Here is an 18,479-nt window from a genome sequence, read left to right as displayed (position 1 = left end):
GCGGGGCGGCTTCCGAAGCGGATGAATGATGAGACAACCAAGACGGGGGGTGCTATTGTTCTAGTTCGGAATTTTTCGATATTTCACTGAGTTATAGTTAAGAAAAGGCGATTGCAACAAAACGTCAACGAAGAAAAGACTTTTGAAAAAGCGGCGGAGTAAGAGAAATGATGAAGGAATTGCATCCAGAGCTGAGAGAAAACGTACGCCTTCTGGGAGAGTTGTTGGGACAGAGCATCCGCTACCACCTTGGCGACGAAATATTCAATAAAATCGAGAAAATCCGTATCGCCGCAAAAGCTGACCGCAATGCGGAAATCAGCCAGAGAAAGCAGCTGAAAGAGGTGCTTTCGGGCTTGAATGACGAGGAACTGGCGCCGGTTGCAAGAGCGTTCAACCAGTTTCTAAACCTTACCAATATCGCTGAGCAATATCATATTGTAAGGCGTCGGGCGCCCGCCAGCGAATTGGTCGATAACCGCCTGGACACTATCGAAGTCGTGTTTGACCGCCTGATTGGCCAAGGCGTCAGTAAAGATAAATTCTTCGCGCAACTGGCGGACTTGAATCTGGAGTTCGTGCTGACGGCGCACCCCACTGAAATTACCCGTCGCACTTTGATTCAGAAATATGACCAGATTTCTGAGTGTCTTGAATCCCTGGACCGTAGCGACTTGCTGGACGAAGAATACGCCAAGATCGTTGAACGTTTGCGCCGCCTTATCACCGAAGCCTGGCATACGGATGAGATCCGTTATGAGCGTCCCACCGCAGTGGATGAGGCTAAGTGGGGCTTCGCCGTGATAGAGAACTCGTTGTGGCAGGCGGTGCCGGATTTCATGCGTCAGATGGACGCCGCTCTACATGAGCGTTTTGGCGAAGGGCTGCCGATTAATGTAAATCCCGTGCGGTTCGCATCCTGGATGGGAGGGGACAGAGACGGTAATCCCAATGTCACCTCAGAGGTCACTCGCGAAGTCTTTTTGTTGAGTCGCTGGATGGCGGCGGATCTGTATTTGCGTGATATCGAGGCATTGCGCTCAGAACTATCTATGACTGCGTGTAATGGCGAGCTGGCGCGGGCTTCGGGGCAGAGCCGTGAGCCATACCGGAAGATCCTCGCCAAGTTACGCAGCCGGTTGGAGGCGACAAGGGCCTGGGCCGCTGAGGCTTTGGACTCCACGAAAAAGCCTTCCGCTGATGTATTGCTCAATAATGCGGAGCTGATTGAGCCGTTAATGGTGTGCTATCGCTCGCTGCGGGACTGCGGTATGGAAGTTATCGCCAACGGGCCGCTACTGGACGTCATTCGTCGGGCGCAATGTTTCGGTCTGCAATTGGTAAGACTGGATATCCGACAGGACTCCGAGCGTCACAGCGACGTTATGAAGGATATATGCGCTTACCTCGGTATTGGCGATTACTCACAATGGACGGAAGAAGAGAAGCAGGCATTTTTGATTCGGGAACTGGAGGGCCGGCGTCCGCTACTTCCCAAAGAATGGCCGGCGTCTGCGGAAGCCAAGGAGGTCCTGGATACCTGCAAGGTGGTGGCGATGCAGCCTCCTGAAGGGCTGGCTTCCTATGTTATCTCCATGGCGAGCGACCCATCCGATGTGCTGGCGGTGATTCTATTACTGCGTGAGAGCGGCATGCGCCATCGTATTCCGATTGCGCCGCTGTTTGAGACCCTGAGCGACCTGCAAGGCGCGGCGGATAGCATTGGCCGCTTGCTGGATCTTCCATGGTATCGGGAGTACATCGGCGGTAAACAAGAGGTCATGATCGGCTACTCGGATTCCGCCAAAGATGCGGGGCAGATGGCGGCGGCCTGGGCTCAGTATCAGGCGCAGGAGGCGTTGGTCAAAGTGGCTGCGAAGCACGATGTGAAACTGACGCTTTTCCACGGTCGTGGTGGAACGGTCGGTCGTGGCGGCGGACCTGCTAACCGCGCCATTTTGTCGCAACCGCCAGGTTCCGTTGCGGGTAACTTCAGGATTACCGAACAAGGTGAAATGATCCGCTTTAAGTTCGGGCAGCCCAAGGTCGCGAAGCAGAGCTTTAATCTCTACCTCGGCGCGGTATTGGAGGCTTCCCTGGTGCCGCCGCCTCAGCCTGAGCCTGCTTGGCGCGAGATGATGGACAAGTTATCCGGACTGGCGGTGAACTCCTATCGCGAAGTGGTGCGTGAACGTCCAGGTTTCGTCGAGTATTTTCGTTCCGCGACGCCGGAGCAGGAGTTGGGCAAGCTGGCGTTAGGCAGCCGTCCTGCGCGTCGTAAGGCGTCTGGCGGCGTTGAAAGTCTGCGCGCGATTCCATGGATTTTCGCCTGGACGCAAATGCGTCTGATGTTGCCTGCCTGGTTGGGTAGCGATACCGCACTGCAAACCGCAGTAAACGATGGCGGCGCCGATACGTTGAAAGCGATGCTGACCGGGTGGCCATTCTTTGAGACACATGTGGACATGCTGGAAATGGTGTTGTCCAAAGTCGACCCGGAGATCGCGCGCTTTTATGAGGAGCGTCTGGTTAAGCCCGAGCTGCATCCATTGGGGGATGAGTTGCGTCGCCGGGCGGGGTGCGCCGTGCGCTTGATCAATGAGCTGAAAGGGCAGGATGAACTGTTGCTGGATAACCCGGTCTTCATGCATTCTCTGCAGGTTCGTAACCCCTATACGGACCCGCTGCACTACTTGCAGGTAGAGCTATTGGTGCGTGATCGGGCTGAGGGCGAGACCAACAAGGAAACGGTTGAAAAAGCGCTCAAAGTTACGATGGCGGGCGTCGCCGCCGGTATGCGTAATACCGGTTAATCCCGCCGCCGACCCGGCGTCGCCGGGTCGGTTACCAAACTCCAACATTGCGCAACGCAAGCTTACCTTTGCATGTGATTCATATCACGCACATCCCCTCAACCACATATAAACTAAACTATTATTTGTACTCATTTAGTAGAACGGGGGAAGTGTGCCGCTTGCATCCAGAGTTATGCAGTATCTGAATCGGCAGGGAGTGCCGTATCAACAGATACACCATGATCGCGCAGGCAATATCGACGCTGCTTTGAAGGCGGCTGAGGTGTTGCCTGATTGTGTGGCGGTTGCGGAAATCCTGGTGGACGCCAAAGGCGTCGTGATGGCGATCACCGAATTCGGGACGCAAATGAACCTGGAAGCCCTCAATGGCGCGATTCGGCGCAACCTGCAGCGCCTTACCGGCCGACAGGCGGATCGCCTGTTTCGGGACTGCGAACCCGGCTCACACCCCCCCATCGCCAACGCTTATGGCGTTCATGCCGTATGCGATGAGCGTCTGTTCGCCAAGGAACAGATATATATTCAGTCAGGGTGTCATAATACTTTGCTGCGCTTGGATCGCGAAAGCTTTCAGAGAGTGATGAGTAGTGCTATAAAACTTAAGCAAGGTTGTTGCGAGGCGCAGGCAATGAATCCTTTATCATCAGATACTCCAGAAAGTCCCGATGTAGGCGAAGCCAACGCTGAGCGCGTGGCGGAGCGACTGAAGCGTCTTTACAAGTTGCCGCCGATGCCGACGGTTGCGACGCGGATACTGCAGGCCACCTCAGATCCGGACGCGACGGCAGGCGAATTGGCGGCGATCATTGAGCAGGACCCCAGCCTTGCGGCGCAGATTATGCGACAGGCCCGCTCGGCGTTGTACGGATACAGAGGTAAGCTGGAAAGCGTCAAGGATGCGGTGATGCGCGTCCTTGGATTTGAGCGCGTCAGTCAGTTGGCGCTGTCTATTTCCGCCAGTAAGGCTTTTGATTTGCCCAATGAAGGCCCGCTTGGCATCGTGTGTTTCTGGCGACATGCGCTGCATGTTTCCCTGTTGGCGCAGCGTCTGGCTTTTCACGTGCCGGATGAACGCATCAATCCATCGCTGGCGTATTTGACCGGGTTGCTGCATAACTTTGGCATTTTGCTTCTGGGGCATTTGTTCCGCCCCGAATACACCATGCTCAATAAACTTGCGGAAGCGGACCCGATGACTGAGTTGGCCGTGTTGGAAAAGCAAGTGCTTGGCATGGGCGGCGCCAAGGAGCTGGTCGGTTTGGGGCATGGGATGCTGGGCTCCATTTTGTTGGAGCATTGGCGGTTGCCGAAAGAAGTTTCCATGACCGCAGCAGGGCATCAGGTCAAAGATTATCACGGCCCATATGAGGATTATGTCTTGCTGATTCAGTTGTCTAACTGCTTGCTCAAAGAGCTTGAGTTGGGCGACGACCAAGTTCCTGATGACCCGGTGTATTACGCCAAGCGTCTGGATATGCAGCCAGAGATCGTATTTGAAGTGTTTGAACAACTGAAGCAATCCAGCGATTCACTGAATCAACTGGCCTCCCAGATGGGGTAGATCCGCCAAGGAGCCGCCGCACGGGCGGCTTTATCGAGATTGGCGCTTCAGGTTACCTGCCTATATCCGTATAATTCAGCTCTTTGCTAATCTTCCCTACAATGTGCAGCGTCTCTAATCGGATGTGAATTGTCGCCGGAATCGCGGGGAAATGCGATTAGAATCAATGTGTTGAGAGTGGTCTCACAGAAGGCCATGATGGAACTCGACAATAATAACTCGTCGACAGACTGCTGCGTCGGCCTGTAGCCGGCGCAAGCGCACAGGAATTTGTTGCTTGGATCAGGAGTGTAATTGGTATGAGAATTATTTTGTTGGGCGCACCCGGCGCCGGAAAGGGCACGCAAGCGCAGAATATTATGAAGAAATTCGGGATACCCCAGATTTCCACTGGCGACATGCTGCGCGCTGCGGTAAAAGCAGGCTCTCCTCTGGGCCTCAAAGTGAAAGAGGTCATGGCGTCGGGCGGATTGGTTTCAGATGAGACCATTATCGCGCTGGTCAAAGACCGCATTAAAGAAGACGATTGCGCCAACGGTTTCCTGTTTGACGGCTTTCCTCGAACGATTCCGCAAGCGGAAGCGCTGCGTGAAGCCGGTGTAAAAATTGATAATGTCGTAGAAATCGCCGTAGATGACCAAGAAATCATCAAGCGTTTGAGCGGACGTCGCGTACATGAAGCGAGCGGTCGCGTTTATCACGTTGACTACAACCCACCCAAGGTGGAAGGTAAGGACGACGTTACCGGCGAACCACTGGTTCAGCGTGAAGACGATAAAGAAGAAACTGTGCGTAAGCGTTTGGAAGTTTACCATTCTCAAACCGCGCCTCTGGTCGATTACTACCGCAACTGGGCGGAGAAGGATGCGGACGCTGCGCCTGAATACCTGCGCGTTGAAGGCGTTGGCTCGGTAGACGAAATTCGTGACCGTGTCTTCGCTGGTCTGCAGAAGTAATACTTATATCTTCATCTTCGGGCGGCGCTGTTCTGCGCCGCCTTCTCTTCAGAATTGATTGAACAATCCTCATGGCAAAAATACTCGCACTCGATACATCAAGTGACGCCTGTTCCGTAGCCTTATGGAACGACGGCGAGTTGACCGAATTGCTGGAAGCGACGCCAAGAGCTCACGCCAAGCGCTGCCTGCCTATGATTGATAGTTTGCTTGGCGATAGCGGTTTGCGTGTGGGGCAGTTGGATGCGCTGGCGTTTGGAAGAGGGCCGGGCTCATTTACCGGGCTCCGCATTGCAGCCGGTATTGTGCAGGGATTGGCTTTTGGCTCCGACTTGCCCGTTATTCCTGTTTCTACGTTGCAAGCGATGGCGTTTGCGTGGTTCAAGCGCCAGAAAAGCCCTGCCGGCCAAGTTGTTTGTCTTCTCGATGCGCGTATGAACGAAGTCTATTGGGCAGGCTATGAGCATTCCTCGGGTAGCGTTAAAGAAGTTTATGCGGAGCAAGTGGCTCCTCCAGAAATGGTCGATGCGCAAGTCTCGGAACAGGAACTGGCGATATTGGGGAGCGGTCTGGTTTATCTTGAGCGTCTGCCGGCGACGTTGATCGAAAGCTCGCCCATACAGGAGCCTGAGTGGGGGCCGCGTGCGGCTGCAATGGCGGAAATGTCTGTGTCGATGTTTGATATGGGGCGTACTGTGTCCGCCATTGAAGCTCAGCCTATTTATTTGCGTGATGAAGTGGCCTGGAAAAAACTTCCCGGTCGCTAAAAGCCGTTAGTGTTTCTTTTCTGTTTACCTCTCCAAACTTTCACGAATGTCGCGCTTGACGTCGACCTCGACAAGTGGAACTTTAAGGGGCTTTTTTTGTGCTTAATATTTTATGGGAACATTTTAGATGACTTGGCTTGAAATCGTTGTTTTGGCGCTGATTCAAGGGCTGACGGAATTTCTTCCTATTTCCAGCTCCGCGCATTTGATTCTTCCCTCTGAGGTTTGGGGCTGGCAGGATCAGGGATTGGCGTTTGACGTGGCCGTTCATGTCGGCACCTTGCTGGCGGTTATGATTTATTTCCGCGCCGATATTTTCAACTTGCTCAATGGATGGATTAAGCAGATTACCGGCGGCGGCGCATCGCAAGAGTCCCGTCTTGCCTGGGCGGTTATTCTCGGCACTATCCCTGCGGGTCTGGCGGGAGTGCTGCTGGACAGCTGGATTGAAGAGAACCTGCGTTCCGCTTTGGTTATCGCACTGGCGACTATAGGTTTCGGGGTATTGTTGGGACTGGCCGACCGCAAAGTAGGAACGCGTGATATTGACCAGTTTACTCTGAAAGATGCGTTGATTATTGGCGTCTCCCAGGCACTGGCGCTGATTCCAGGCACGTCGCGCTCCGGTATCACCATGACGTCAGCCTTATTTCTTGGTTTGAACAGGGATACGGCGGCCCGATTCTCTTTCTTGCTATCCATCCCTTTGATCGCCGCTGCTGGCTTGTTCAAAGGGCTTGAGCTGGCGGATACCGGGACTAGTTCGCAATGGTCTGAGATTGCCGGGGCGGTGCTTATTTCCGCCGTCAGCGCCTACGCCTGTATTCATTTATTTTTAAAATTTTTACAGAAGATAGGTTTCATGCCGTTCGTAATCTATCGCATGCTATTAGGCGCAGGTCTTTTGATCTGGTTGTATGTAGCCTAAGTTGGGCGCCCGTATTTGTGCGGGCCGCCAATAACGGCTGTAACGGGGCGGTCTATACTCTAAGAGTCGCCCCGGCAACTTGCTCGGAGCCCTGCTAATTGAAAGTCTCAATCATTGACATGGACCGGGCGTTAGTCGCCGGAAGGATAGCTGCATGATTGGCGGAGTCGGCTCATCGCTGCCGTTACTGCCCACAATTAAGCGCAATGACAGCTCAACGATCAGCGATGCGGATGCCTCGCGTCGTGATGAGTCTCAGCGCCGCAGTGTTGAGCAGGCATTTCCTGCCGAGGAAGCGTTGCAGACCAGGACGCAGGAGAGCATCCCGTTTCGTCGCGTTAACGCCAACAATTCTCCAGAGCAAACACAGCTGCAACGGAAGCCTGAGCCTGATGATGTATCTCTAGCCGCGCAACAGGCCATAGAAACCTATCAGTCTACCGCCAACAATGCGCCGCGCGATGGCGTTGACAGCTTGGTCAGCATAGATCTGTTTGTTTAAACTCCTGCTTTAATACCTTTCTTTTTTTCTATGGATATATCGCCATGATTTCTTATGACAATCAGGTGTTGGTGAGCTATTGCGAACAACGCCGGGACGAGGCTGAAGCGTTTTCATCCCGGTTTGGACTCCCACTTGTCGCCTTGGAGGCATTACCGGCCAAGAGCGATAAATCAGTGTACTTGCTGAACTTCTCTGATGCGCGAGTGGAGTTAGTCAATTGGCGCATGCAGGCGCCGGGACCGGTGTTTGTGGATTTTGTCGAAGGCGCGTTGGCTTATCGACGCGAACATGGCGGCGGTCGTGGTGAGATGGTGGCTAAGGCGGTAGGACTGAAAGGCGAAGTCAAGCGCTTGAACTTGCTGGACGCCACAGCGGGCTTGGGGCGGGACGCCTATGTATTGGCGGCGTTGGGTTGTCATGTGGTGATGTACGAGCGTAACCCGCTGGTGCATTGTCTGTTGGCGGATGGTTTGCGTCGTGCGCAAGACTGTTCTGACGCTGCGTCAGTGGCTGCGCGTATGACACTGCATCTGGGAGAAGCCTTTGCTGTTTTTCCTGATGGGATAGATGTGGTTTACCTCGACCCCATGTTTCCTGAACGTCGCAAGAGCAGCGCCGTAAAGAAAGAAATGCAGGCGTTTAAGGATATTGTCGGCGCTGACCCCGATGCGGACGAATTGCTGGCGTCGGCGTTGCGTCAGGACGTTAAGCGAATAGTGGTTAAGAGACCGAAAGGCGCGCCATGTCTGCTAGGGCGTGAACCGAGCTTTGCTGTGACAGGAAAAAGCGGCCGGTTTGATGTTTACGCGCTACGCAAACTGACCGGTGGATAGCACCAACTGGTTGTAGCCGCGCAACGGCGCACTGCGTCTGGATAAAATAACTGATCCGAATTCTATTTGGCGCCTTTTTGAGGCGCGGTTCCGCCGTTGCGTCAGCGGATTTTTACGATTGCCGGTTCGATAAACTGGCTTCGTGATACTTCAACTACTTTCTAGTTGTTGCTTGGGATAATTACGTCTTCGTCAAATTGATTTTCCATGATTCCCCTCCTTTTAAGGACTGGTTAAATATAGTCCAATTATCCACAAAACAAGTTAGGTAGAGTTACCTATCTATACTAATGTACTAATTATCAACCTCTGTTTAGGCCCACTGATTACAGCATGTTAACGATCTATTCCAAGTTATTTTGTATATGCTTTTTGCGCTGCAATTCGTATCAAACCGTCGCTGCAGGCGAAGATTATTTATGAGCCTATTGGACTTGTTGTTGGGCCTGCTGGCGAACCTCGCATGGGGATTTAATTTCATTGCGGGCAAGGAAGGCGCCCAACACTTTCAGCCTCTTTTATTTACCGCATTGCGTTTCGCCATTTTGCTGGCGTTGACGGCCCCTTGGTTGAAGCCGGCGAAGGGATATATGAAGCCATTGCTGTCAGTTGCATTTGTATTGGGTGTATTACACTTCAGTATGATGTTCCTGGGGCTTAATGCGGGAGGAAATATAGCCTCCGTTGCTATTGCGACGCAGCTATATGTTCCCTTTTCAGCCATCTTGGCGGCGGCGATATTAAAAGAAAGTATTGGGTGGGTTAAGGGCGGAGCAATCGTACTTGCTTTATCCGGGGTATTTATTATCGGATTTGATCCAGTTGTATTCAATCATCTGGATGCGCTTGCCTGGGTGGTGGGCGCGGCGGCAAGTATGGCTGTCGCTACGATTTTAATGAAGCAATGTCCCACCTTGGGGGTTATGCGATTGCAGGCGTGGATTGCGCTTGTGGCGACGCCGTCATTGTTGCTGTTGTCGTATATTTTTGAAGAAGGTCAGTGGTCGCGACTGACTCAAAGTGAGAGGTCGGATTACTGGGCGCCGCTTTATTCCGCGGTGGCGGCGTCTATTATTGGTCATGGCATCGTGTATCGCTTACTTGGGCGCTATAGCGTTTCTCTGGTTACGCCGATGATGTTGTTGGCCCCGATATTCGCGATGGTGTTCGGCATATTCTGGTTTGGAGATGTGTTGACCTGGAAGCTGTCTCTCGGAGGCGCTTTGACCTTGCTGGGAGTGGTGATCATTAATATACCCAGGGAGCAGTTACGGCGGGTGATGTATTTGTTCGCTGGAAAAAGGAAGGCTTCGGTCTAAGCTTTCTAAAAAATAGAATTCTCTATCTCAAATTTATCGATATTTATACGAAATAGTTGAGGTTAGACTACGGCAATTGATGATGGGAGCAGCTTAATATGTGGAAAAATACACAACAAAATTACGGACTTATAGCGATTTTGCTGCATTGGCTGGTCGCGCTTGTTGTTTTCGGTTTATTCGGATTGGGGTTGTATATGACTGACCTGTCATATTACGACGCCTGGTACCAAAAAGCTCCGTTCATTCATAAAAGCATTGGGATGCTGCTGCTGTTCGTCATTGTATTCCGGTTGGTTTGGCGGTTTATCAATGTTCGTCCTGAACCAGAGGCTTCCTTGAGCCGTATCGAGAAAGTTGCGAGTGAATGGGCGCATCGTCTGCTGTATTTGTTGTTGATAGCCACCATGGTCGCCGGGTATCTGATTTCCACTGCAGACGGGCGCGGCATTGATGTGTTTGGCTGGTTTGAAATTCCCGCGTTGTTGCCTCCCGTTAAAGGCATGGAGGATATCGCCGGGGAGATTCATGAGGTGTTGGCGTGGACATTGGTGGGGCTGGCCGTACTGCATGCTTTGGCGGCGATCAAGCACCATATGATAGATAAAGATAAAACTCTGATGAGAATGTTTTCCCCCAAATAACCGCTCTTGCTGTCGGCGGTTTTGTACGGGTGTTTTTTTAACTTAAATCCAAGGAGATAAACAGCAATGAAGAAGAGCATCGTTGGCGCCGTGTTGGGCGTTATGTTGACTGGCGCAGCGTCGGTTCATGCGGCGGATTTCGTCATGGACACCAAGAACGCGCATTCTTTTATTCAATTCAAAATGTCTCACCTCGGCTTCAGCTGGGTATTGGGGCGCTTCAACAAGTTTGACGGCGAGTTTTCTTACGATGAGGCTAACCCCGCCGCAGCGAAAGTGTCCGTGAATATTGACCCATCCAGCGTAGATACCAATCACGCTGAGCGCGATAAACACGTTCGCAGCGAAGACTTCCTGTACGTGGACAAATTCCCTGACGCCAAGTTTGTCAGCAAAAAGGTGGTCCCTGAAGGCGACGGCAAAGCGAAAATTATTGGCGACCTGACCCTGCGCGGCGTGACCAAAGAAGTGGTGCTGGACGCTAAACATATTGCGGGCGGTAATGATCCTTGGGGTGGATACCGCGAGGGCTTTGAAGGCACAACTACTTTTAAGTTGAAGGACTTTGGCATTCCCAAGAGCTTGGGGCCCGCCGCAGAAGAAATTCAGCTGTATATGACGGTAGAAGGTATTCGCAAGTAATAACTTGTGTTACTACTCCCTACGATGGCTCCAAGCGCGGAGCCATCGTAGGGCGGCTTACTATTCACACTTGGTCTGACATTTCTTTTCGGAGCTTTCTCTTCCTTCGCCCCACTTCACCAGCTGCTGCAGGATTTTTTCTCCCACCCGGATCTGTGGTTCTGATGGCGTGAATCCATCTCTTTTTTCCCAACGACTCACTAGGTCTCTTGCTTGGTCAAACGCCGTTACAAAAGATGCGTTTTGCGTTAACGACTCTACCAAGAAGGCGCGACCGAAATAAGTGAACTCCGCGTCATCGCTGCATCCGAAAGAAGTGCGGTCCGGCTTGGCGGCGGTAATGACCAATGTGTTTTCGTTTTCCAAGTATGGGATGACGCCGCCGGAATAACAGGCTGAGACCACCACTACCTTCCATTTGAATGGGCTGGCGTCGAGAATTTTCCCCAGTTTTTCTGCGGGAATGTCATTGAGCGGCAGGTTGCTGAGTTGAGTTGCGATGCTGTGGTCGCTGCCGCCGTGGCTGGTCATAAAGAGAAATAGAATATCTTCTTCAGGCTGAATAAGCGTCTCCATGTGATTCAACGCTGTCTCCAGATTAGTGGCGGTGGCGAGGGGCGACCCTTCCGGGTTGTTAACGTCATTCACCAATATCAACTCTTGATCTGACTGAGTGTATTGCTGGTTGAACAGGCGCTTGGCGAAAGCGACTTCATTGGCGAACACTTGTTGATCGCCCCATCCGGCATAGCCGATAAAAAACATATCCTGCTCACCGGGCTTGGACGCTCGCATCTGGTCCAGCTGTTTTTGTAGCAAAGGGCCTTGGCGGCTGAGGATGCGCTCAGCATCCAGAGTAGGTGCTTCTGGTTCTTTCGCCATGGTTTGGGTGTAGTCGGTGATCCAGAAGTCATAGAAGTATAAATAGTGCGCTGGCAGGAAGGTCAGAACAGTTAGAACCAGCGCTGCGGAAAGGTGTCGCGGCGTAGCGCCTGATGATGACAGTCTTACCGCGCGATAGGCGATAGCGAGCGTCCAGGCGATCAGAGCGTAGTATGACCACCAGAACAGCTCTGGGTAATCTGAGTAATAGATAAGAGTGATTTCTTGCTCGAATACGGAATAAATAACGTAAGGCGCAATAATCGAGTTCAGAAACAGGGTAGGGATTCGATACTGAGAGTAAGGATCGCCAACGATTTTGCTGGCGATAAAGCTGCCCGCCAGAATTGATGCTAACAAAAAGGTTTCACTGAAGAGCCCTTCCGCCTGGAATATCCGGGGAGGCTCCGTTGCGTACAGGCCGACCAGTAAGCTTATCAAGGCCCCTAACGCAGCAATGAACCAAAAGGCGCCTGGGCTTAAACGGAAACGAATAGATGATGCGGGAAGGAAGAAGGCCAAACGTAAGCCTTGGACAAGGTTATGGAACATTCTGCAACGCCGTTTGATGAATGAGACTGTCGGCGGTCAGTATAACCTTAAGAGGAGAATAAGCTGAATCGGAAGGATAGGGCGCATCCTTGCGCCCGGCTGGTTATTCACGGCGCAGGTTGCGCCGTTGAATTATCAGCCTACGGCATCGTCAAACTGTTTCTGGATAGAAGCGGAAGGCTCTTCCGTCGCCAGAGATACGACAATGATTGAGATGGTCGCCAGAATGAAGCCTGGGATGATTTCATACAGATCGAACAGACCGCCGCTCAGCTGCTTCCATACGACAACAGTGATGCCGCCGATCAGGATGCCGGCGAGAGCGCCGTTGCGGTTCATACGCTTCCAGAACAGGGCCAGAATTAGCGCAGGTCCGAACGCGGCGCCAAAGCCCGCCCAAGCGTAGCTCACCATACCCAGTACCTTGCTTTCAGGGTTCAGAGCGATCAACGCGGCGATAACGGCGATTACTACGACCGCCAGACGACCTACGTTAACCAGCTCCTGCTGGCTGGCGTCTTTACGGAACAGCGCCTTATAGAAATCTTCAGCCAGAGCGGAAGAAGAGACCAGCAGCTGGGAATCCGCGGTGCTCATTACCGCAGCCAGGATGGCGGCTAACAGGATGCCGGCTACGACTGGGTTGAACAGAGCGTTGATCAGCAGCATGAAGGCTTTTTCAGAGTCTTCCAGCGGATTTTCGAAGTAAGAAATCGCAGCGAAACCACAGGCGAGGGCGCCAATCAGCGTCAGGGCGGTCCAGGACACGGCGATGCGACGCGCCATGGGGATATCGTTTTCTGAGCGGATGGCTTTAAAACGAGCCAGGATATGCGGCTGTCCAAAGTAGCCCAGGCCCCAGCCCAGTAGTGACAGAATAGCGATCAGACCCAGAGGTTCGCCTTTTACGCTGGTCCATACGTTCAGCATTTCAGGGTTCTTGGCCGCCATAGCTGCGTTGGCTGCGCTCCAGCCGCCGTCTGCGTTAATAGCGATAACCGGTACGATAATCAGCGCCGCCGCCATCAACAGTCCCTGCACCACGTCTGTCCAGGAAACTGCCAGGAAGCCGCCGAAAAGGGTGTAGGACACAACGGCCAATACGCCAGCGAATACCGCCCAGTTATAGTCCAGACCAAACACGGTTGCGAACAGTTTGCCGCCCGCTACCAGACCGGAGCTGGTGTAGAACAGGAAGAACAAGAGGATGAAGAAAGCGGAGATCACCCGCAGAAGGCGGCTGCTGTCTTCAAAACGGTTTTCAAAAAACTCGGGCAGAGTCAGAGAGTCGTTGGCTGCTTTGCTGTAAACGCGTAGACGACGCGCAACGATAAGCCAGTTCAGCCAGGTGCCAGCCAGCAGGCCAATGGCGATCCAGGCGGCTTCATAACCAGCGACGTAAGCGTAGCCAGGCAAGCCTAACAGCAACCAGCCGCTCATATCGGAAGCGCCGGCGCTTAACGCGGAGGGGAATGGGCCGAGACTACGTCCGCCTAAAATATAATCGGAGAGGTTCTTAGTGCGTAAGTATGACCAAACTCCAATACCCAGCATCCCTAACAGATATACTAAGAAAGTCATTCCCACAGCAAATTGATTTTCAATCATGCTAGGTTACTCCTGCTTGTTTTTTAATTGTTCTATGAACGCGGGCGTACGCAGGACGCCCGCTATGAGTGCGGCGCTGAGCGGGATTAAATGTGCTCTACGCCCAGCGACAGCAGAGTTGCGTTACCGCCGACGGCTGTCGTGTTAATGGTGCGCGTCCGCTCATTGGCGAAACGCAGCAAATAGTGAGGGCCGCCCGCTTTTGGGCCGGTGCCGGAAAGACCGTGACCGCCGAAAGGCTGAACGCCAACCACTGCGCCTATCTGGTTGCGGTTGATGTAGGTGTTGCCTACCTTCACTCGCTTCTCGATATGAGCGGCGGTGGTTTCATTCCGGCTGTGAATGCCCAGCGTCAGTCCGAAACCAGTGTTGTTGATGCTGTCGATGACCTTATCCAGGTCTTCCGCAGCAAAGCGAACAATATGCAGAATCGGTCCGAAGTGCTCTTTGCTCAGCTCACTGATAGAGCCGATTTCAAACGCGCTTGGGGTGACAAAGAAACCTTTATTGTGATCGCCAGGCAGAATCGCTTCAGCCTTCCAGCGGGAGTTGGCTTTCATTTCTTCGATGTGCTTCAACAAGCCAGCCTGCGCTTCCGCATCGATGACAGGGCCCACGTCGGTGCTCAAGTGTTTCGGGTGATCCACTTTGAGTTCCTTCAGCGCGCCGGACAGCAGTTCCAGAATTCCGTCTGCAATGTCCTTCTGCACGAACAGTACGCGTAGTGCGGAACAACGCTGCCCCGCACTGGCGAAGGCGGATTGTACTACATCTTTGACTACCTGTTCAGGTAATGCGGTGCTATCCACGATCATGGCGTTCTGGCCGCCGGTTTCTGCGATCAAAGTGGCGATGGCGCCGTCGCGGGCGGCCAAAGTACGGTTGATGATGTGCGCTGTTTGAGTTGATCCAGTGAATGCAACGCCACATACGCGATTGTCGCTCAGCAGTTGCGGGCCTAATTGAGCGCCGTCGCCTGGCAGGAACTGGATCGCTTCTTTAGCGACGCCGGCTTCCAGCATCATCTCAATGGCGCGCGCCGCGATCAGGTTGGTTTGCTCCGCGGGCTTGGCGATGACGGCGTTGCCCGCCGCCAGAGCTGCGGTGACCTGACCAATGAAAATCGCCAGCGGGAAGTTCCAGGGGCTGATGCAGACGAATACGCCTTTGCCTTCCAGGTATAGTTCGTTGGATTCGCCAGTGGGTCCAGGCAGCACATTGGGCTTGCTGAAGTGCTTGCGCGCTTGCTCTGCGTAATAGCGACAGAAATCAACGGCTTCGCGAACTTCGTCGATGCTGTCTTGCAGCGTTTTGCCTGCTTCGCGACAGCAAAGCGCCATCAGTTCAGGCATGCCGGCTTCCATCAGGTCAGCCAGCTTTTCCAGACTCTGTGCGCGCTTTTCAACGGGAGTGTTATTCCATTTCTCGAAACCGACGTAAGCGGCTGAGAGTGCGTCGTCGACGTCGTTGGACTGGCTCCAGTAAACCGTGCCAGCGGATTGGGTCTGATCGTAAGGGCTCAGCACCTGATCGGGCGCAGCCAGAGTGCGGTGTTCTCCGTTAATAACGGGACAGGCTTTCCACTGGTGCTGATCCCAGGCTCTCAATTGTTTTTCTAACGGCGAATATTGATTTTCCACGAACAGGTTCACTCCCATAGAGTTAATACGGTTGCCGAATATCTGCGCAGGCAGCGGGATGCGGTGGTTGGCCAGCGATGAATACCGAGTCAACTCATGCACCGGGTGCTGCACCAAGCTGTCGATGGGCGTTTCTGCATCCACCAGACGGTGTACGAAAGAGGAGTTGGCTCCATTCTCCAGCAGTCGACGAACTAAATAGGGCAGCAAGTCTTTATGAGCGCCGACTGGCGCATAAATGCGGACAGTGCGCTTCTGCTTGGCCAATAGTGCGTTGTACAGTGCGTCGCCCATGCCGTGAAGGCGCTGGAATTCGAAAGGACGGTCGGTTTTCTCCGCAAGGGCCTGTACGGACGCGACAGTGTGTGCGTTGTGAGTGGCGAACTGCGGGTAGATATGGTTGCGCGCATATTCGCTGAACAGGAAGCGGGCGCAAGCCAGATAAGAAACGTCGGTGCTTTCTTTACGAGTATAAACTGGGTAGCTGGGCAAGCCGCGTTGCTGACAAAGCTTGATTTCGCTGTCCCAGTATGCGCCCTTCACCAATCGCACGGGGATACGGTCGCCTTGCTCCGCCGCCAGCGCTGTGAGCCAGCACAGAACTGGAAGGGCGCGTTTGGAATAAGCTTGCACAACCAAGCCGAACTCTCCCCAGCCGCGGCTGTCAGGTGAGCGGTATAGCTTTTCGAAAAGACGCAGGGACAGCTCCAGGCGATCCATCTCTTCCGCATCGATGGTCAGGCTGACATTGCGTTCACGAGCGGCGCGCACCAGTAACAGGACCTTTTCGTACATTTCTGTGAGTACGCGGTCTTGGTGGGCTTGTTCGTAACGGGGATGCAGCGCGGACAACTTGATGGATATGCTTGATGCGCCTGGACGATTGTCGTATTGGTCGGCGCCGACTGTCTCAATCGCTTTTATGTACGACTGGAAGTAGCGCTCTGCGTCTTCCGCGGTGAGCGCGGCTTCGCCCAACATGTCGAAAGAGTAGCTGTAGCCTTTGTCGCGGTATTTGCGTCCATTTTGCAATGCTTCGCTAATGTCGCGGCCTAAAACGAACTGCTTGCCCATGATTTTCATGGCTTGGTTCATTGCGCTGCGGATGACTGGTTCGCCGCACTTGTTGATCAGGCGTTTGAGGACATTGGCGGGCGTGCCGTCGATATTGCGGTCAAGCTTGACGACTTTTCCGGTCAGCAGCAGACCCCAGGTGGACGCGTTGACGAGCGTCGATTCGCTCTTGCCCATGTGCTTTTCCCACTGGGCTGCGGACATTTTGTCGCGAATCAGTGCGTCTGCGGTGGCTTTGTCAGGGATGCGCATCAGGGCTTCCGCCAGACACATCAGCAATACGCCTTCCTGCGTGTCCAGGCTGTACTCCTGTAACAGGGCGTCGACCATGTGTACGGAATCGTCCTGGGCGCGGACATCTTCAATCAGTTTGGTGGCGCCTTGGGTGATAGCTCTTAACTCATCAGTTCCGGGCGTGGCCAGAGCCATGAGTTCTTCAAGATAAGCCGCTTCGTCAACGGCGTAGTTTTGGGTTATCGCCGTCCACAGCGAGTCCAGGCTAACAGCTTGGATGTCGGGCGAAAGTACGGATGAAGCTTTAAACATACGGAGTACTCCAGAACCGCGATAATTGGCGTTATTGTCTGTAAAGATCCGGCTTTTGAAAGGAGCCGGCCCGGCCTGATCCGCTGTCGTTTAATTTGTTCAAAAGAACGGCAACGGCCTGATACGGGGCGAATGGACAGAATGTAATGTTTTGCTATCGTTCAGGTCTTACAAAAAACTGCATGGATTTTGCAAAAAACTGTGCTTTACAGAACTGCAATAATCAAAAATTGACCTGTCGCATTTACATCCTGTCGGATTGCTGACTGCGTTTTTGCACCTGTTTGGGGGTGAGTCCGTCATGCTTACGCATGCAGTTGGTCAGTGCGCTCTGGCTGGAAAATCCGCACTTCTGGCTGATTTCCGCTATAGACAAATTGGTTTCCAGCATCAAGCGCTTGGCGTAATCCAGGCGCGCCCGGATGACATATTGATGGGGCGTCTGATTTGTCGCCTGTTTGAAGAGTTCGTGGAAGTGACGTTCACTCACGCAGATACTGCCGGCGAGATCTGAAATACAGATGCGCTCATGCAGATGCTTATAGATGAACTGGTCAATCCGGTGCATGTCGAGCACCGGAGATTTCTGCCGTTTTACGCTGGGCGAAATTCTTCGGCTGAGGCAGCGGATAATGCTGCACGCCAAATGGTGACGCAGAGCGCGATCGTCCTGCGCCCACTGGATCTCCTGAATGGAGACCTGCGTCAGTTGCTGCAGTCCGCGATCCAGCGTCACCAGCTGCGGCCTTTCAAACATAGGGTTTAAAAGGTCGTAGTCGGGGTGATGGGAGTCGAGAAAGGCAGGGTAGTCCTGGTCTAAGTCAATGACCAAAACATGATTGCGAGGACGCCCATAAAAGTCATGAAATGTATCGGTCGGCACGATGCAGGCGTGACTGACGTCCAAACGAGCTGCGAGACCGCACATATCGATCTCAGCGGTGCCGGTTAGACCCAGCACTAGTTGGTAATGCGTATGTTTGTGCCGATTTACGTTTTGCGGCAGGCTGATCACATTTGCTTGCAGCATGCAATGTATACAATAAGTGAAATTGATATTGGTTGAAAAATATACAGATGTGCTCAGGGTAAATGCATCCATTGCGGCATGCAAGTCAGGCGGCGCAATATTACCACCGTCTTTCTTTATACGCTGCTGAAATTTATACTGCTCCGCTTTTCCGGCCTCAAGTGTTTTCCTTAACG

General features: G+C 53.1%; 14 protein-coding genes. 10 read left to right on the top strand and 4 right to left on the bottom strand.

Translation table 11 applies throughout. The features are described from left to right. The first annotated feature begins 167 nt into the window (after window positions 1-167). The 10 genes from ppc to ACQYWX_RS22045 all read left to right on the top strand — a co-directional run bounded on the left by ppc (window position 168) and on the right by ACQYWX_RS22045 (window position 10,971). Window positions 168-2,813: a phosphoenolpyruvate carboxylase gene (gene ppc, locus ACQYWX_RS22090; protein ID WP_431686365.1), complete on the top strand. Its 2,646-nt coding sequence runs from the start codon at window positions 168-170 to the stop codon at window positions 2,811-2,813. Between the two features lie 154 nt (window positions 2,814-2,967). Continuing rightward, window positions 2,968-4,377 (top strand): HDOD domain-containing protein, encoded by a 1,410-nt coding sequence (locus ACQYWX_RS22085; protein WP_431686364.1) that lies wholly within the window; start codon window positions 2,968-2,970, stop codon window positions 4,375-4,377. 299 nt (window positions 4,378-4,676) lie between these two features. Beyond that, entirely contained in the window at window positions 4,677-5,333 is a 657-nt protein-coding gene (gene adk / locus ACQYWX_RS22080) for an adenylate kinase (protein ID WP_431686363.1), read from the top strand. Window positions 5,334-5,404: 71 nt separating this feature from the next. Continuing rightward, entirely contained in the window at window positions 5,405-6,100 is a 696-nt protein-coding gene (gene tsaB, locus ACQYWX_RS22075) for a tRNA (adenosine(37)-N6)-threonylcarbamoyltransferase complex dimerization subunit type 1 TsaB (protein ID WP_431686362.1), read from the top strand. Between the two features lie 127 nt (window positions 6,101-6,227). After that, window positions 6,228-7,028, top strand: coding sequence for an undecaprenyl-diphosphate phosphatase (locus tag ACQYWX_RS22070; RefSeq protein WP_431686361.1), 801 nt, complete (start codon window positions 6,228-6,230; stop codon window positions 7,026-7,028). 154 nt (window positions 7,029-7,182) lie between these two features. Continuing rightward, window positions 7,183-7,530, top strand: a complete 348-nt coding sequence (locus tag ACQYWX_RS22065) for a hypothetical protein (protein ID WP_216738469.1) — start codon at window positions 7,183-7,185, stop codon at window positions 7,528-7,530. A 44-nt stretch (window positions 7,531-7,574) separates the two neighbouring features. Further along, on the top strand, window positions 7,575-8,366 hold the full coding sequence (locus ACQYWX_RS22060) for a class I SAM-dependent methyltransferase (protein WP_431686360.1): 792 nt from the start codon (window positions 7,575-7,577) through the stop codon (window positions 8,364-8,366). A 419-nt stretch (window positions 8,367-8,785) separates the two neighbouring features. After that, complete coding sequence (locus ACQYWX_RS22055; protein ID WP_431686359.1) at window positions 8,786-9,685, top strand: DMT family transporter; 900 nt, start codon at window positions 8,786-8,788, stop codon at window positions 9,683-9,685. Window positions 9,686-9,783: 98 nt separating this feature from the next. Then, window positions 9,784-10,329, top strand: a complete 546-nt coding sequence (locus ACQYWX_RS22050; protein ID WP_431686358.1) for a cytochrome b — start codon at window positions 9,784-9,786, stop codon at window positions 10,327-10,329. Window positions 10,330-10,395: 66 nt separating this feature from the next. Beyond that, the gene (locus ACQYWX_RS22045; RefSeq protein ID WP_127972737.1) at window positions 10,396-10,971 is read left to right on the top strand and encodes a YceI family protein; all 576 of its coding nucleotides are present in this window, start codon (window positions 10,396-10,398) and stop codon (window positions 10,969-10,971) included. A gap of 60 nt (window positions 10,972-11,031) precedes the next feature. On the opposite strand, the gene ACQYWX_RS22040 is transcribed toward ACQYWX_RS22045, so the two are convergent. From ACQYWX_RS22040 to ACQYWX_RS22025, 4 genes are all read right to left on the bottom strand, one after another. Continuing rightward, window positions 11,032-12,213, bottom strand: coding sequence for a C13 family peptidase (locus tag ACQYWX_RS22040; RefSeq protein WP_431686357.1), 1,182 nt, complete (start codon window positions 12,211-12,213; stop codon window positions 11,032-11,034). Between the two features lie 327 nt (window positions 12,214-12,540). After that, the gene (gene putP / locus ACQYWX_RS22035; RefSeq protein WP_279507762.1) at window positions 12,541-14,013 is read right to left on the bottom strand and encodes a sodium/proline symporter PutP; all 1,473 of its coding nucleotides are present in this window, start codon (window positions 14,011-14,013) and stop codon (window positions 12,541-12,543) included. Window positions 14,014-14,099: 86 nt separating this feature from the next. Beyond that, window positions 14,100-17,273, bottom strand: coding sequence for a bifunctional proline dehydrogenase/L-glutamate gamma-semialdehyde dehydrogenase PutA (putA, locus tag ACQYWX_RS22030; RefSeq protein ID WP_431686356.1), 3,174 nt, complete (start codon window positions 17,271-17,273; stop codon window positions 14,100-14,102). Between the two features lie 244 nt (window positions 17,274-17,517). Next, on the bottom strand, window positions 17,518-18,303 hold the full coding sequence (locus ACQYWX_RS22025) for an AraC family transcriptional regulator (RefSeq protein ID WP_127972733.1): 786 nt from the start codon (window positions 18,301-18,303) through the stop codon (window positions 17,518-17,520). Window positions 18,304-18,479: the final 176 nt, after the last annotated feature.

It is taken from the genome of Hahella sp. NBU794, from assembly GCF_050749805.1.
Lineage (GTDB): Bacteria > Pseudomonadota > Gammaproteobacteria > Pseudomonadales > Oleiphilaceae > Hahella.
Note: the sequence above shows the minus strand (reverse complement) of the source record. Positions and strands in the feature narration are given on the sequence as shown.

What these genes read in the sequence shown, in the direction of transcription:
- ppc (WP_431686365.1), top strand. Translation starts at nt 168, where the DNA reads ATGATGAAGGAATTGCATCCAGAGCTGAGAGAAAACGTACGCCTTCTG.
- adk (WP_431686363.1), top strand. Translation starts at nt 4,677, where the DNA reads ATGAGAATTATTTTGTTGGGCGCACCCGGCGCCGGAAAGGGCACGCAA.
- tsaB (WP_431686362.1), top strand. Translation starts at nt 5,405, where the DNA reads ATGGCAAAAATACTCGCACTCGATACATCAAGTGACGCCTGTTCCGTA.
- ACQYWX_RS22070 (WP_431686361.1), top strand. Translation starts at nt 6,228, where the DNA reads ATGACTTGGCTTGAAATCGTTGTTTTGGCGCTGATTCAAGGGCTGACG.
- ACQYWX_RS22065 (WP_216738469.1), top strand. Translation starts at nt 7,183, where the DNA reads ATGATTGGCGGAGTCGGCTCATCGCTGCCGTTACTGCCCACAATTAAG.
- ACQYWX_RS22060 (WP_431686360.1), top strand. Translation starts at nt 7,575, where the DNA reads ATGATTTCTTATGACAATCAGGTGTTGGTGAGCTATTGCGAACAACGC.
- ACQYWX_RS22055 (WP_431686359.1), top strand. Translation starts at nt 8,786, where the DNA reads ATGAGCCTATTGGACTTGTTGTTGGGCCTGCTGGCGAACCTCGCATGG.
- ACQYWX_RS22050 (WP_431686358.1), top strand. Translation starts at nt 9,784, where the DNA reads ATGTGGAAAAATACACAACAAAATTACGGACTTATAGCGATTTTGCTG.
- ACQYWX_RS22045 (WP_127972737.1), top strand. Translation starts at nt 10,396, where the DNA reads ATGAAGAAGAGCATCGTTGGCGCCGTGTTGGGCGTTATGTTGACTGGC.
- putP (WP_279507762.1), bottom strand. Translation starts at nt 14,013, where the DNA reads ATGATTGAAAATCAATTTGCTGTGGGAATGACTTTCTTAGTATATCTG.
- putA (WP_431686356.1), bottom strand. Translation starts at nt 17,273, where the DNA reads ATGTTTAAAGCTTCATCCGTACTTTCGCCCGACATCCAAGCTGTTAGC.
- ACQYWX_RS22025 (WP_127972733.1), bottom strand. Translation starts at nt 18,303, where the DNA reads ATGCTGCAAGCAAATGTGATCAGCCTGCCGCAAAACGTAAATCGGCAC.